Raw genomic sequence first — 15,524 nt, 5'->3', positions numbered from 1 at the left:
GAGTGAGGTGTTTAATACGGGGGGAAAAAAGTGGGAAAGTAGATGACAGAACAATACTCTTTCGATAAGGAGTTTTAAAGAAAAAGACAGTTTGATAAATGGCAAAGAAATAAAGAGGTGCAACATGAATGAACTTACCCATATTGAGACTGTCATAGCGCATTACGATGCTATTTTTTGTGATGTGTGGGGTGTCGTGCACAACGGTGTGCATGCATTTGAACCGGCATTGAAAGTATTGTATAAAATTCGACAGATGGGAAAGAATGTCATTTTTTTGACCAATTCACCTCGACCACGGGAAGATGTTATTGCTCAGTTGCAAAACATGAACGTTCATAGCGATTATTATGATGGTATTATCACGTCAGGCGATGTCACCCGTGATCTTATTCGCGCTGCACCGCGTAAAGTTTTTTTCATTGGTCAACAACGTGATTTGGTGTTGTTTGAAGGATTGGATTGCGAATTGGTGGAAGAATGGGAAGCTTCGGTTGTGGTGTGTAGTGGTTTTCTGGACGGACTTGATGAAGAGCCTGCTGCTTATGAGGAGATGTTTTTGCGTATGCGTGCGCGGAATTTGCCTTTTATTTGCGCCAATCCAGATGTGATTGTTCATTATGGCAATCAGGAATTTTGGTGCGCTGGTGCATTGGCGCGTCTTTACCAACAATTAGGAGGTGAGGTGCGTATTGCTGGAAAGCCTCATGCGCCCATTTATGAATGTGCCTTTGAAAAATTAGAAAAAATGCGTGGAGCAGTGGAAAAAAGTCAGGTTTTGGCTATTGGTGATGGTCTTTTGACCGATGTTAAAGGTGCGGCGCATTTTGGTCTTGATGTTCTCTATATCATGGGTGGGATTCATCGTTATGACTATATGCAAAATGGTGTGGTGGATAAGCAAGCATTGCAATCTTTTCTTGAACGTCATGGCTATAAGCCACAAGCAGTCATGTGGGCACTTCAGTAATGTCAGTTTTTTTACGTCTTCAGGGGATTCATCAACTTCCTGTGGCTTGGCGGGGAGCTGTGTTGGCACTTGGAAATTTTGATGGTGTTCATTGTGGACATCAGATGGTGCTGCGAAAAGCACTTGATTTGGCGCGTCTGAAAAATAAGCCTGCTATTGTCTTAACCTTTGAACCGCATCCAAGAAGTTTTTTCCAGCCCTCGACGCCTGTAGATCGCCTAACAGAAGCTGCTGAAAAAGCTGAAATTTTTAAAATACTCGGGTTTCATGGCGTCATTGAACAGCCTTTTGATGCGCATTTTGCTACTCTTTCAGCAGAGCAATTTATTCGTGCGATTTTAAAGGAAGCTTTTGATGTTTGTGCGGTGATAACGGGTGAAAACTTTCAATTTGGGCACAAAAAAAGTGGAAATGCACAGCTGCTTTCTCAACGGGGAAAAGAATGTGGGTTTGAAGTTGTGCAAGTCCCTTGCTTATCGAGCAAACAGAACCAGCAACCATTGATTGTTTCCTCCAGTTCTATTCGTAAGCTTCTCTCCCAAGGTGAGGTGAAAAAAGCAGCCCATTTGTTGGGCTATCATTATCGGGTGCATTCAAATGTTATCCAAGGCGATCAACTCGGTCGCCTTTTAGGTTTTCCTACCGCTAACCAAATGCTTCCTCTCCAAGTAAGCTTGGCACATGGTGTTTATGCTGTGCGATTGCGCCGTGCGAATGGTGTTTTGCATGATGGTGTTGCAAGTTTTGGCTGTCGTCCAACGGTTGTAGAGGATGGTGTCCCCTTGTTAGAAACCTATCTATTTGATTTTAATGACGACCTTTATGGAGAAAGTTGCACTGTTTCTTTCTTTCAGTTTTTGCGAGGGCAAGAAAAATTTGATGGGTTAGAGCCTTTGATTGCGCAAATGCAACGTGATGAAAAAGCAGCAAAAGGAATTTTAGCAAAAGTGCAACCATTATCACCATTGGATAGGCTGCTTACTTTTAAAAATATAGCTTAAGTTGATCTGAAAAAGAAAGAAGCGCAGCAAAAATAGCTGTTAAACTGATTATGATCACGAAAATATATTCTAAAATATCATGAAATATGTGTTTTTTGCGCTGTTGGGAAGGGCTATCGAATATCTGGAGATCTGATTTTAGCATTGTTGTTCATCTTTTTTCATAACACTATGAAATTCTATGGCTTTAAAAATTTACTACTTGTTTCTTTATGATCTGTTAAGAGAAGCAAAGAAAGGCAGATTCATTGGTCAAGATGTAGAGAGCGTGTTTTGTTGTGCAATCGTTGAAGAGAACATACTATTTTAAAACTGTTCGTATGATTTCCCTCTTGGATTGCAAAATTCTATAAAAACTGAGGATTTTTTAGAATTTCAAGAATAATGGCTTCTTTTTTATCTGTTAAGATATGCAATTAAAGGCGGGTTAAGCGATAAAGATGCATGGAGCGTGTTCCGTGGTGGCAATAGGCAAGAAGAGGCAGAGATGCTGTTTTTAAAATCATTCTCATGGTTTCAATTTCTGATCGATTTATGGTCGGTGGTACGATAGGAATATAATGTGATGTTATGCCATATTCATATGCTGCTGCTTTAATGATGGAAAAATCAGGTTGATGGGGCTCTTCTTGATCGGGGCGATTACAGATAATCGTTTTAAAGCCTGATTGTGCTAATGTTTTGATATTTTCAACACTAATTTGGGCGCTGATAAAAATATCTTGGTCAATTTGTTGTAAGTGCATATTTGTTCGTTCCTCATAACAATTTATGATGTTCTCTGCTACGCTACAAGAATATTCTAAAGATGAGAGTGTTCTATATTTTTAAAACTTTCTTTCTTCGAGAAAAATAGATGCGCTTTTGAAAAAACATATTGTGCTGTGCGAGGCGTTTTATTCCCAACATGTTCTCTCTTAATTTATATTGATGAGCTGTCCGATTGATATTAGATAATTTATTGTTCTTCTTCTGTAAAGTAAGAACGCCAAAGAGATCTCTCTTTTTGGTGTTTATTTGTCTCGATGAATTTAAAAATTATTTGCTTCTACATTGCAAGAGAAAGACGCAAGAGGATAAAACCGTTTCAATTTCATGTGCTTTTTAAAGGTATTTTCAGGTAAGGATAGCTGAAACAGGGAAGGGGAGCATGATGGCTTTTACCGTTCTGATGCTGTTATTTATTCTCTGATGTGATTGTGTGGTAGGGTTTTTTAGACAGATTGTTTTTTTGGGGGGGGTGATACTCAAAAAATGCTTCAATTTTAAACCATTCTTCTCAATTTTTATGAGAGATCGTGTGGTTCGACGTTGTTTTAGCAAAGATGCTTTGTACAGGGTAGGTAATGCGGAGTTGTATTCGTAAATTCGTTAGCGAAGACCTATGTTTTAAAAAAATATGCCTTTTTTCTTTGATTGGTTTGTATCCATTTACAGAAGGGACAGTGTGCTTTAAGCCTTTAATGGAAGCGGTGAAGCATATTGGACGTGCTGTTGCTTTCATAATGGGAAAATCAAGTTTATACGGCTTTTTTTGGGGGGGGTAGAGATAATCGTTTTAAAATCTGCTGATGATTTGATGTTTGTGAATACAGATTTTAGCATTGGTTATAAATATCAGAAAGAATCTGTTATCCGTTTATGTTTGTTTGTCTCTCAAACTGTTTTTATGCTGTTCGTTGCGATACGAAAAGATTATTTAAAAGAGGAAATTGGGAGTTGTTGCTTTTCTTATGAAAAAGGGGAAACTGTTGGTTTGTATGGGGTCTCTGCTTGCTTCTTTTGTTATTTTCTGTATAATCGTAAAAACGATAAAGCAGAAAGACGTAATTCATGATTATTGGACTCTTAAATCAAAAGGGAGGGGTAGGAAAAACTACCTTGAGTGTAAATCTTGCTGCTAGCTTTGCGCGGGCTGGAGGGCGCGTGTTGCTTATTGATGGTGATCCGCAGGGAAGTGCATTGGATTGGGCGGCGGCTCGTGAAGGTGATCCCTTGTTTTCGGTTGTTGGTTTACCGCGCGCAACGATTCATAAGGAAATTGCCCAGATTGGTCATGGTTACGATCATATTATTATCGACGGTCCTCCACGCGTAACGGATCTTGCGCGCAGTGCTCTTATGGCTTCAGATTTTGTGCTTATTCCTGTGCAGCCTAGCCCCTATGATATTTGGGCAGCGGATGGAATTGTCAAGCTCTTTGATGAAGCTCGAGTCTATAAAGAAAATTTGCAATCTGCTTTTGTTATTAATCGTAAAATAGTCAATACAGCAATAGGGCGTGATGTGAGTGAAGCTCTTGGAGTGTTTCCTGTTGGTGTTCTTTCTGCGAGCATTGCTCAGCGCGTGATTTTTGCAGAATCGGTGGCCCAGGGGAAAGCTGTTTATGAAGTCGATAAGCAAGGTCCAGCGGCAGCAGAAATTGAAGCTGTTGCTGCGGAAATCAAGGAGTTAGCACGATGAATAAAAAAATTAAGATTGGCACAAAGCCAACCAATAAATCCATTCCTTTAACGGCGGATGCATGGGTTGAAAATAATAAAGGGAGCATGGATGGGGGGATGAAACGTCTCACAATTGATATACCGGAAAGTTTACATCGTTTGATTAAGGTGAGTTGTGCAAGTCGTGGAACAAAAATGGCAGATGAGGTGCGTGAATTGCTTGCACAAAAATACGGAAAAGTGTAAAAAATGATATGCGATAATACATTTTTGTGGGCTTTATTTGCCTTGCTCATAAGTAGACATTACAAATACCTTGGGCAGGGCTGTCTTATGCGTGATCGCTGCTATTCTATTCCTTTATATCCTTTTTAAGAGCAATATTGAATAAATCCGCACTTGGCTGGTTGTTTTATATGTATGGGACATAAACGATATTTAAAAGAATAAATATTGGGTGGGGTGAATGAGAGTGTGTATTTGGGGAGCATCTTGCCTCTTGCATCCATAATAAAAGATAAGGTGACATGCATACAGATAGGGAGAGATATCATCTATCTGTGAAATTTGACCGTGATGTTTTTTGTAAGTTGCAAGCTGGCAAGTTCAGCTCCAATGAATGAAACACTTACGCATCATGATTTTTGTGAATGATGGTGCCTTTCTATAAGCACTATTGGCCGCTTAAAACGAAATGCTCTTATAACAAAAGCATCATTTGATAACAAAAAACAGTTTTTCCACTCTGCTACTTCATTCTACGAGGTGAAGAAAATGGCTATATTTTATAACTTTATGTTCAGAAGTGGCAAACATTTTTTATCTTTATAGATGAGGACGATTTTTTTAAAGAATTGTGTTGATAATGTTTTTAAATGTAAAATTACTTCTTGTTTATTTTATTTTTAAAAAGCTAATACTGTAGGAAAATGGGGGGCTGGTTATTTTTTCAGCTGTATATTGTTTTGTTAAACTTTATTAAAGTTTAGAGGGAGGGGGTAAAAGAATTCATTTGTTCACTAATATTGGTGCTTGGTGAGATTTATTCTTTTTCAATACATAAAAGAATTTATTTGTCATTTTCTTGAACTTGTTTCTTGTATCTGTACTTTTTAAGGGAGTGACATTATGAGCGGTAATAGTTTTTGAGGGGATAGGTCCCAATTTTTCTGTTCTGTTTGAACATATCAGGTTGCTTGCTGAGTATTTCTATTGGCATTATTGTCAATGCAGGGGGGATTATAGCAAAGCTTGCTTTGATTTTCCAGTGATTTCAGAATGATGAGAGTGCAATCAGTGAATTGAAGAAGATATTGTTTTTGTTTGCTGATCTATCGCCATGACTATAAGCATACCAAGTGGTTAAGGCAGATATTCGTATTGTTTTATGTCTCATAATAGCGTGATATGACAGAAAAGAAGTGTAAAGCTTCTTGAACAGTGCGAAGGCTTCACAAGTGTTATGAAAGTTCAAAAACTTCACAATGGGGTGCCTGTGCGGGGCATGTAATAAAGACACATCTTAAAAATGCAAGTTTAAAATGCAAGCGGCTATGAGATTTACCATATTTGCCTTGCCGTTTTGCGCATTCAGCAAAGAAATCTGTTCGTACGATGCAGAGAGTATATGAAATACATTATTTTATTAAGTGAGAAGGAAAAAGGGGAATTATTTAATGAATAAAGCCATTATCACAGCATTGCTGCTTTGTATGGGGCTTGTCGTTGTTGGTTGTGAAAAAACTTACAGTGTTGAGGAATTTAAGAGAGATCCAAAATTATTTGAAGAATGGGCTGTGAGATGTGGATGGTCAGGAACTTCAAAAAATTGTGAAAATGTACGAGTAGCTGATCACGAACTTTCTGAAGAACGCCGGAAAAAAGCAGAAGAAGAAAACCTTAAATATATGGAAGAGTAAGAGAAAAAGCGAAAAGCGATGCAGAATTTGAAAAATGGCTCTCTGAATCTGGAAAACGGGAAGCTGAATATGAAAGGCAGAGAATTGAAGAAGATGCTAAATGGCGAGAGAGAATTAAAGAAGATCAAAAAAGAATAGATAAGATCTGGAAAGAATCCAATCCATGAACAAAGTTATTATCACCACACTATTGCTTTGCACTGGATTTGCTGTTGCTTGTTGCGAAAAAAACTATAGCGTTGAAGATTTTAAGAAAGATAAAGAATTACGTCTCAAATGGGAAAAGAAGTGTTTCCTCGGTGGGCCATCTGTACAGGCATCTCAAAATTGTGATAATGTCGCAAAAGCAGGTTACCAACTTCTTTTTGGAGGTTAAATATTGTTCTCAGACCTTGTTTATCTGAGCATAAAGGGATAGTTGTGAAATTCTCAACAAGAATGGGGATCTTGTTTTTTCTGCTTTAAGTGAGAGATCATTTTGCTTTGAACCACAAAGAGAAGACTTTCTCTCAATGAGAAATTTCCTCTCTATGGTGGAGTTTTTTTCTTTTTAAAAACAAGATTTCGCAGCGCTTGTAAAAAAATTGTATTTTAAATCATATTGGCACAACGAGCACTCCCTTCATGTGCTTTATAGTCAATGAGGTTTTAGGATCTTTTTCTCCTTATAGGGGGAATGAAAAAATTTCCGTAGTGTTGTAAAAGTTTTTTCAGTACGGTGAGCATATTTATGCATATTGAACCGATCTCTTTTGCCTTTATACAAAATACAAGTTTAAGGTAGAGAATATTCAGGAGATGTTCGGTGCGTTAGGGGCATGGTTGTTCAGTAACAGCTAGTACTATCGTACTCTTTGTTCGCTGAAAATGTTAAAACAGCTCTTGGCATCTGAAAGTGCTCAGAACAGACATTTTTAGCTCTTTCTTTGATGGTTTTATACTTATTTCATTCTGTACTTATCATGTGCAAGTAAATGGTTTCACTTGATATAGGAGGATGCGAAATGAGAGAAATCTCCGATATTCGAGGCGATTATTTTAGATGAATAACGGTAGATTATTATTATAAATCAAGATGTTGTATATAGTTTAAATTTTTGAAGAAAAATCAATTTTATTACAAATGCGTGAGAAGGAGTCTTGCTTTTAAGTGGGGAGGGGATCAATTTGACAGGATCATTCAGGAAGAATAAATATTGGGGAGTAACTGCGCAAAATGCTTCTAAAAGCACATAGTAACGTGAAAATACTGAAAAGTGATCGCTTGGTCTATGAAAATTTTTCTGCTTTAAAACTTATGTTTGATATTATGAGATGCTCACGCACTGCGTTGCGCAGGTTATGGCAAACGCTTAACAGAATATACCTACTGTATCTCTATCATGAGGGCTAGCACGACAAAAGCATTAAGAGTGACAATCAATGTTGAATAAAGCACAGCAGTTTTTATGATATCAGCCATAAGAACCTCTTTCCATTCTTTGGGTATGGGCTTTATGAATAACAATCTGTTACAGTTTGTAATATATGTTGATACAATATCTGCGGCAAGCGTAAAATTACTCTTTTTTCGTATCGGGATGTGATACCCTTAGCACTGTAGTACATATAAAAACAGTGAATATTTATGGTGTTGCTTTGCTTTTTATATGTAAGTTTTGTGCGATAAAAAAATTTTTAAAACACGTTTTCTGTTTGATTTTACCGCAAACAAGATCCATTCAAGCTGATTGATGAAGAAATGGTAAATATGATCAGTGAGGGAAAAGAACAACAATATAGCTTTATCCTAACTATTTAGAATAACAATATAGTTTGCAGTAGGGGCTTTGGTTGTGAGAAAAGCCATGATTTTTCTTTTATCTATGTATGGAGTGCGCGTAATAAGATGGCGCCGTGAACAATCAACTCTCTGTTATAAAGTAAAATGATTTGTAAGGAGCTTGGTTGCAATAAAATATGGTGAATGTCAGTGGAGGATCATTTTAAGCAATTATAGGATGAAAAGATTATCAAATTGCGTTTTTTATGAACTCTTGAAAGAAGTTTAAAAATCTTATATAGTCGATTGTTGCAAAGAAAAGCGAATGATCATTGAAAAAGGGGGGTTTGTAGCTGTTTGGCTATTTAAAACGCTCTTTTTGATATTGGTGTGATTGGTTTGTTCAAAAAGGAGTGCTGTTTTTGTATCTCATGCAAAATATTGTGTGATGCGGAAAAGAGCATGTGAGAGTGAATCTTTCTGAATATGTGTGCTTACTGGTTTTTCTGAGTGCTAAAAGGCAGAGGACAGTGGTGCATAGAAGGCCAAAGGTTATGGAGGGTAAAATGCTGCAATCTTTAAAATGCTAAAGCCTTAAAGGGTTTAAACTTTTATATGCGACAAATTTTTGTCGGTATAGAGGGTGCATATTATTGTTTTTATCTAAGGCAGGTAAAATAAAAGAGGCTAAATAAATTTGGAGCTTTCAGATGTCTCCTGCATATTGATTTGATGATTTGTGGTGTTTTGCTGAATTGGTATTGCACAAAGGGTGGTTTGATAGCAGAGAAATCCATATGATGTCGTAAAAGTAATGTGTTGAAAGTCAAATAGGTATACGCTTTTAGGATTATCGTGCTGTTGTCGGGGCAATATTCGCACAATAAACTCAATTGAGTGTATCAGCATTGAAAGAAAGCTGTTTAATCTCCCTTATTTGATAATTTGATATTTAAGAGAAAGATTGAACAATACTGTTGAAGGGGAAAATGAAATGTCTGTCGTGCAATATGGTGATGATAGTTTTGCTGCAAGAGCAAAAGTCCTTGATAACAATCTTATTGATCGTGATTGGGCTATGACAAAATTTGTTGCTGCTGTTAAAGGATTGGCACAAGTGGTCGATTATGAAAGCAATATGCTAGAGAATAGTGGTGTTCCAGATTATGAAGAAATTAATCTCTGTAAAATACGTGGCTTGCGTGACCTTAATAAATCTATAAGCGATGTGAAACGCTACATGAATGAAGATATTGAGAATGAGGTCGAAAGTTTATTATCGGATTTGCAGGAAAAATTACATCGTAATAGTAAATTGCTGCAAACGCATTTAGATGCCGTCAACGATCTTTCACAAGCGATACAAATCGCTGCACGTACAAAAGAAGTAGATGGAGCTTGTGAGCCTTCGGTTAATGGACGCTCTAAGGGATGAAACAATGATGTAACCTATGGCTTCATCTAATGGTTTTATATTGTTTAATCTCTTGCGGATGTTTTATATGGGTATTACAATTTACACGATTTTGATGCTAAAAAAGGGAGGATTGGCTTTTTAAAGCGCTTATGCTCTTTAGCTCTCTTAAGAATATGATGTTGTAATAAGCCTGTGCTACGTTATATTTTCTAGGTATTTATTAGCTCACAGGAGTTGCTATAACCCTTGAATTGAAAACGGTTCATGAGAGGCCTTTTTCGTTTGTTCTTTCATGTTTTGGTCTCTATGCTCATTTTGCTTATAACGGTGTACGAACAATTTTTCTTGATTCAATATGGGAGAGATTTGCCGTAAGAGAATTCTGCGATATTCGAGACTCTTATTGAATATGAATAATGCTAGATGATTATGATAAATCAATATTATTGTAGGTAAGATCAAGCATAGCATTTCTTTCGCGTAAAAAGTCTTTTTCTGTAGATCGGATAGTTTTTTAGCGTTTTCTTATAAAAATCTGCGAAATAGAAATTTATTCATAAAAGGCAGCATTTTATGCTGCCTTTTATGAGAATTGGTACTGATGTTATTTTAGAATTGATAACGTATCCCGCCAGAAAAATTAGTTCCAGATATACCGGCTTTTTGCAGTTTCTGTCGATAACTAATATCACCATGAAGAGCGATCTTTTGAGAGAGGAAAGCATTAAAACCAACACCTCCCTCAATGGAGGAACCCATGGGATCAAGATAAAATCGATCAGCGATTTTTATTGTTCCACCATCACCAAAGGTTTTGGTGACATTCAATTTACCATAGAAGGAAACAGGATAATTTTCTTCTAGAGTGGTGAGAGTTTGCGTTAAACGTCCACCAATTCGTACCAACCATTGATGCGGATTATTCATATCAACTTTAAAATTATTGGCATCGGAGAGTACGTCAAACATGAGGCTTTGATAAATAAATTGCGCTTGTGGTTCAAACATTAGTCCCTGCATACCGGTTGCTAATTTTTGGCCAACCGTTGCAGATACATTTAATATTTTAGTACCATCCAATTTTGCAGCATTGCCAATGAGAGGCGTGGTAATGTTTCCTTTCAAGGCTCCGTAGGAAAAAAGTGCGTTTACGTATAAACCATTGCTGTGTTTGACGCCGCTATAGGCTGTGAGAGACCATTTATCAAGTGTGGTTTTTTCAGAATCTTTCATACCCTTTGGCGTAAAGGAAAGCTTGCCGTATGTTCCTAAAAGACCAAAATGTGTACTGATATCTTTGCCTTCCAATGCAGCTAATACGATACCTCCTTGTAGAGCATTATAGTTTACATCAGCGCCGTAGCCATAATGGAGTGGATCACGGCTAGAAGATAAAGTAACTTTTTCTCCATAGGAGGATAAAAAGATAGCGTTCTTCTTCTTATGCTTTTCTGCAAATATTGTTGTATATATATTGTCTAACAATGTGTTTTGGTTGTTGATATCAGCATATCCAGCGGAAAACAAAGCACTAGGCATTACCACATAATTTGCTACCTGTGGTAAAACGGCTCTGATCTTCTTGTCCTTATCAAGGTAATCATTTTGCAAGCGGAAATCCCAGAAATCACGATTATTCTGACCAAAGAGATTTTGGCTCTCATGGGATGTTCTTGGTGCGTAAGGCATCAAGACATATTTATAAGGCAGGCCAGCCATTGTCAGATAATCTCCTGCTAATTTGAAGGAATTTTCATTGGCTTGGCCAAAAACCTGAATGAGTGAAATTCCATGGGTCTCGACGGGAAGTGAAAGCATTTGCTCGTCCCAAACCGAACGGCTATCGGTCATTTTTGGGTTGCTTTCCAAGAGATTGACGTGAATTGTGGTCGTACCTGATACATCACCATGAATTATAAGACGGTCGGCTGTTTGTTTAGTTACTGGGGAATAGCTGTTCCATTGAGAATTCAAATAAACTTCTGCTTTCCCTTTTGCACTATAAACCACAGCTGCATTAGGTTCGTTATCATCTTCAGATTCTTTTGCCTCTTGTAGTGGGTTAAGGCCTACAAACAAAGTTTGATACTGTCCTTCTATGGGCTCTTCAAATATAATTGTACTATCTGTAAACTTGAGTGCAGAAAGGTTAGAATAGGTTCTTTCATTAGCGCCAAACTGTTCATAGTTAGATGGATCGTTATCGTTATTTTCTATGTTTTTATTTGCTTTTAAAAACCATTTTGTACCATTTGTCAGATCAAAAATGGTTTGGTTTTCATCCAATGTTCTTACGCGCCCTTCTAAATGAGAGTGATCTGCCGTTAATATAAGACTATGGACACCAGCTCCTAGTGTTTTTGTATTTTTCACTAAAAGATCTGCGTGGATTTCTGAATTTTTGAGGAAAACTTCAGCGTCCGTATCCAACCCATAGATGCTCATACCAACGCCGTTTTCAACAGAAAGTTTTGTGTTCTGCAAGATTACTTGATTGACCAAATTTTGTTCTTGGTTGGTATCTGATTTTGTTTCAGCACTGCGTACATGGCGTTTTTCAGGTACATGATATGGATCATTTAGGAAAACAATACCATTTGCTCCATAATCACTTGTAACAGTTACGGTTGAATCTTTAAGGTTGATTTCACCATTGATGTTTAACAAACCAGTTAATCCTGCTGTTACACTAATATCTGTGGCTTCAATCGTTCCTCTATCTGATGTGCTCAGTGCAACAAAATTTGCACTAACTGTTCCTCCGTGTATTTTGACAAGCGAATTTTCACCCTCTGCGGATACAGCAAAATATCTGTCGTAAATATCAGCATTATACAGCTCTATAGTTTGCCCATCTTTTGCTTCAACTTTAGATTGTTTATCCTCATCTTGTTCTTGTTGTTCAGGCTTTTCGGGCACTGGCTGTTGAGGCATTGGTTGTACAGGAGTTGGTGGCACTTTTACTGCTGGTCCTACTCCTTCAGGGCTTGTAGGTACTGGTGACATTCCTGTTTCTGGTTTTGCACCTTCAGGTTTTGTAGGCTCTGGTGGTTCTTTTGTTACTGGTCTTACTTTCTCAGAGCCTGTAGATACTGGTGGAATTCTTGTTTCTGGTTTTGTATTCTCGGAGGTTGTAGGCGCTGGTGGTGCTTTCACTGCTGTTTTTACATCTTCAGGTTTTGCAAGCATTTGGGGGGCCTCTGATGTTGGTTTTGGAGGCATTGGCTGTGTAGTAGTTGCAGAGGAATTCCGTAGTGCCCCTTCTGCGGTTGGACTTGTAGAAGATGGGGATGGACGTCTTCTAGATTTAGCACTTGTCCCTGTCGTTGTAGATTCCGTAACAGTATCTTCTGTAGATTGAGGATTTTGTGATAGAGTGTTCTCTTTAGGATTTTTAGATGGTTGAGAGCTGGGGCGTGCAACTATAGGAGATGTATTTCCAGATGAAGGGGCTTCTGCTGGTGTGTTTTGGCTTGTAGGCACTGTTTCTGGAGTTGTGGCACTCGCAGATAGACTCCTCTTTCGTTTCTTAGCTGTTGTACTATCAGTTCTAGTTTGTGCAGATGAAGAACTTATAGTTGGTTGTGGAGTAGGTATTTCATCACGGGCATAAGATAGGCTGGAAGAGGAGCAAAAGAGAACTCCAGAAACTGTATATAATAAGAAGCTTTTCTTCATATAAATATATCCCTAAATATTTTCTCCCCCCCCTTCACAGAAAAAATGGGATCACTCCCATTTGTTTTTTTATAAAATACAAAATAAAACATATGGGGGGGGCTTTATATTTCAAGATATGAAGAAAAGTATTTTTAAAAGCGATAGTGCATTCCAGCAGATAGACTTATACCAGATTCACCAACTTTTTTGAGTTTATGTTGATAACTGACATTACCATGAAGCGCGATATTTTGCGATAAATGAGCGTTAATACCCAAACCGTCTTCAAGGCTTGTTCCTATTGGAGAAATCTGAAAACTCTTTTTATCAATTTGTACAGTATTATTTTGACCAAACGTATTGATAATATTTACTTTACCATAGAAGGAGACAGCTTCACCTTTGTTTTGCGTTAAACGACCACCAACACGCAGTAACCACTGAGAAGGATTGCCCATGTTTATTTTAAAGCTCTTTGCATCTGAAAGAATGCCAAGCATGAGATGTTGGTAAATAAATTGTGCTTGTGGTTCAAATATTATTTTCTCAACAATAGTTGGCAATTTTTGACCGATGGTAGCAGAGGCTGCCAATGTTTTGGTGTTTTTAGTGAGAGTAGTGATATTTTCTCCGTTAAAGAGTCCATAGGAAAGAAATGCACTTGCATAGACACCACTGTCATGCTGCATGTGGCCATATGCGGTAAGAGACCATTTATTCAGTATATTCTTTTGCGAGTTTTCTCTGTTCTTTGGGGTGAAAGCGAGTTTTCTATATATTCCCAAAAGACCAAAATCTGTGCTGGTATTTTGTTCTTCTAAGGTTATCAATGGCAGACCTGTTTGGAAGGCCGCACAGCGGATATCGGCATCAGCACTATTTTGTGGTGTATGAGAGCTGGAAGAGAAGATGCTTCTCTTTCCATAAGTAGAAAAGAAAAGTCCTTTCTCTTTATAATCCTTTGCTTCAAACATTGTTATGCGTATATTGTCTAATAAGGTATTTTGATTGTTTACATCAGCAAATCCAATGGAAAATAATGCATGAGGCATAACCAAATAGTTCGCTATTTGTGGGGAGAGAGTTTCGGTTTTTGCTTCTGAATGAGGTAAGTCATGAGATAAAGCCGCAGTCTCTTTCCCCTCTGCAAGTTTAGATGCTCTCTTAATATCAGTGAGAGTTTGAATGGTCGTCTCAGTCTTTGTAGACAACCGTACATGATTTGCTGATGGGTTAAGAGTTGTTTTTGATGATGTATTATCTTTACCTTTTGGAAGAGCAAGAGGAGGGGAGGATTTATTTTCTCTGGATGAGAGAGAGGGAACAGAAGCCTCTCCTTTTTTTCTGCGTTTTTTATCGTATCGGCATTCCAAGTATCTATGAGTGCTGTGCGTATAGTATCGGAAAGTTCCTTGTTGTGTCCTTGTAAAGCGTTCTCTACTCTTGCCACTTTATGCAGCATTTCTGCTTTATTTTGTAGTTTATACCACTCTTGATTGTCTTGTATTCCTCACTGTTTATGTGCAGTATTAACACGCTGTTGGTTATCAGCTTCAAGTATTGTTGTTGCCTGTGCCGCATCGGAGAGCGCTTTCTCGTAGCCTTTTAATAAGTCTTCTGTCATTCTTAAGCGGTTTTGCCGCAAACGATTAAGATGGGCATTGGCTTGATTCATATGCTGTACATTCTGATGAAAATGATTAGCCATTGCATTTGTGGATAAAGCATTGAGTTCACGCTCCAATATCTTTTTATACGCTCCTGATTCATAGCGTCCAGCACCAGAAAAAGAACTGTTGATGGTATCTCTCACATGATTCATAGAATTTTGAACTGCCTGATCAAAATGAGAATTTTCTCTCATCATGCCACCAGAGCTATCATCTCAAGATTTTTTTCTGTCTGTGTTGGAGTATTGATTAGATCAATGGTATGGCGATATTGTCTAGGTAATTTGGTAATTTCTTCAAGTGCATGGCGTGTCTGTGGGCTTAAACCAGAGGCATTACTTATGTAAATTGCATTAAAATAAGAAAAATAAAGCACAAGCGGCTGTGCATAATAATAAACGCTTTTTATGCATAGAAATGCTTCTAAGATGTTTTTCTTTTTGATGAAGACTTAACAATTCGAGTTGGTTTTCGTTTTTTGTAATGCACAAAACTAAGCAGCGCTGTTGATATCTCAGCGCTGCTCATATTCTAAAAATAAAGATAAGATTTTCTTAAAAGCGGTAGCGTATTCCGCCGGAAAAACTTGCTCCAGATATACCGGCTTTTTGCAGCTTTTGTTGGTAATTCACATCGGCATGAAGGGCAATATTTTGTGACAATTGTGCATTTACACCAAGC

Annotated in this window: 14 protein-coding genes; 8 read left to right on the top strand and 6 right to left on the bottom strand. The window is 37.7% G+C overall.

What is annotated here, in order from left to right:
• Window positions 1–124 precede the first annotated feature (124 nt).
• Together ABD917_RS06160 and ABD917_RS06155 are read left to right on the top strand one after the other, a co-directional pair.
• Window positions 125–970 (top strand): TIGR01459 family HAD-type hydrolase, encoded by an 846-nt coding sequence (locus ABD917_RS06160; protein WP_345119237.1) that lies wholly within the window; start codon window positions 125–127, stop codon window positions 968–970.
• Window positions 970–1,971, top strand: a complete 1,002-nt coding sequence (locus ABD917_RS06155) for a bifunctional riboflavin kinase/FAD synthetase (RefSeq protein ID WP_345119235.1) — start codon at window positions 970–972, stop codon at window positions 1,969–1,971. The genes ABD917_RS06160 and ABD917_RS06155 overlap by 1 nt, the downstream gene beginning before the upstream one ends.
• Before the next feature lie 416 nt (window positions 1,972–2,387).
• Here ABD917_RS06155 and ABD917_RS06150 read toward each other — a convergent pair whose 3' ends face one another.
• Entirely contained in the window at window positions 2,388–2,717 is a 330-nt protein-coding gene (locus tag ABD917_RS06150) for a protein tyrosine phosphatase family protein (protein WP_345119234.1), read from the bottom strand.
• 839 nt (window positions 2,718–3,556) lie between these two features.
• Here ABD917_RS06150 and ABD917_RS06145 point away from each other — a divergent pair.
• The 6 genes from ABD917_RS06145 to ABD917_RS06120 all read left to right on the top strand — a co-directional run bounded on the left by ABD917_RS06145 (window position 3,557) and on the right by ABD917_RS06120 (window position 9,531).
• Window positions 3,557–3,808, top strand: a complete 252-nt coding sequence (locus ABD917_RS06145; RefSeq protein WP_345119232.1) for a hypothetical protein — start codon at window positions 3,557–3,559, stop codon at window positions 3,806–3,808.
• Window positions 3,805–4,434: a ParA family partition ATPase gene (gene parA, locus ABD917_RS06140; protein ID WP_345119231.1), complete on the top strand. Its 630-nt coding sequence runs from the start codon at window positions 3,805–3,807 to the stop codon at window positions 4,432–4,434. The genes ABD917_RS06145 and parA overlap by 4 nt, the downstream gene beginning before the upstream one ends.
• Window positions 4,431–4,661 (top strand): hypothetical protein, encoded by a 231-nt coding sequence (locus ABD917_RS06135; RefSeq protein WP_345119230.1) that lies wholly within the window; start codon window positions 4,431–4,433, stop codon window positions 4,659–4,661. The genes parA and ABD917_RS06135 overlap by 4 nt, the downstream gene beginning before the upstream one ends.
• Window positions 4,662–6,091: 1,430 nt before the next feature.
• Complete coding sequence (locus ABD917_RS06130) at window positions 6,092–6,334, top strand: EexN family lipoprotein (protein ID WP_345119229.1); 243 nt, start codon at window positions 6,092–6,094, stop codon at window positions 6,332–6,334.
• 163 nt (window positions 6,335–6,497) lie between these two features.
• The gene (locus tag ABD917_RS06125; RefSeq protein WP_345119228.1) at window positions 6,498–6,710 is read left to right on the top strand and encodes an EexN family lipoprotein; all 213 of its coding nucleotides are present in this window, start codon (window positions 6,498–6,500) and stop codon (window positions 6,708–6,710) included.
• A 2,380-nt stretch (window positions 6,711–9,090) separates the two neighbouring features.
• Window positions 9,091–9,531, top strand: coding sequence for a flagellar protein FlgN (locus ABD917_RS06120; RefSeq protein WP_345119272.1), 441 nt, complete (start codon window positions 9,091–9,093; stop codon window positions 9,529–9,531).
• Between the two features lie 591 nt (window positions 9,532–10,122).
• Here ABD917_RS06120 and ABD917_RS06115 read toward each other — a convergent pair.
• The 5 genes from ABD917_RS06115 to ABD917_RS08875 form a co-directional block, all read right to left on the bottom strand.
• Window positions 10,123–13,191, bottom strand: a complete 3,069-nt coding sequence (locus ABD917_RS06115) for an autotransporter family protein (RefSeq protein ID WP_345119227.1) — start codon at window positions 13,189–13,191, stop codon at window positions 10,123–10,125.
• Between the two features lie 134 nt (window positions 13,192–13,325).
• Window positions 13,326–14,546, bottom strand: coding sequence for an autotransporter outer membrane beta-barrel domain-containing protein (locus ABD917_RS06110; RefSeq protein ID WP_345119226.1), 1,221 nt, complete (start codon window positions 14,544–14,546; stop codon window positions 13,326–13,328).
• Window positions 14,547–14,683: 137 nt separating this feature from the next.
• A complete protein-coding gene (locus tag ABD917_RS06105) occupies window positions 14,684–15,040 on the bottom strand; it encodes a hypothetical protein (protein WP_345119225.1) in 357 nt (118 codons plus the stop codon).
• Window positions 15,037–15,219 (bottom strand): hypothetical protein, encoded by a 183-nt coding sequence (locus tag ABD917_RS06100; protein WP_345119224.1) that lies wholly within the window; start codon window positions 15,217–15,219, stop codon window positions 15,037–15,039. Before ABD917_RS06100 ends, ABD917_RS06105 begins: the two co-directional genes overlap by 4 nt.
• Before the next feature lie 178 nt (window positions 15,220–15,397).
• A partial coding sequence (locus ABD917_RS08875; protein ID WP_425548553.1) for an autotransporter outer membrane beta-barrel domain-containing protein occupies window positions 15,398–15,524 on the bottom strand: 127 nt, incomplete at its 5' end.

It is taken from the genome of Bartonella pachyuromydis (assembly GCF_039543065.1).
GTDB lineage: Bacteria > Pseudomonadota > Alphaproteobacteria > Rhizobiales > Rhizobiaceae > Bartonella > Bartonella pachyuromydis.
The sequence above is the reverse complement of the archived record's forward strand: the minus strand, read 5'-3'. Positions and strand labels throughout refer to the sequence as shown.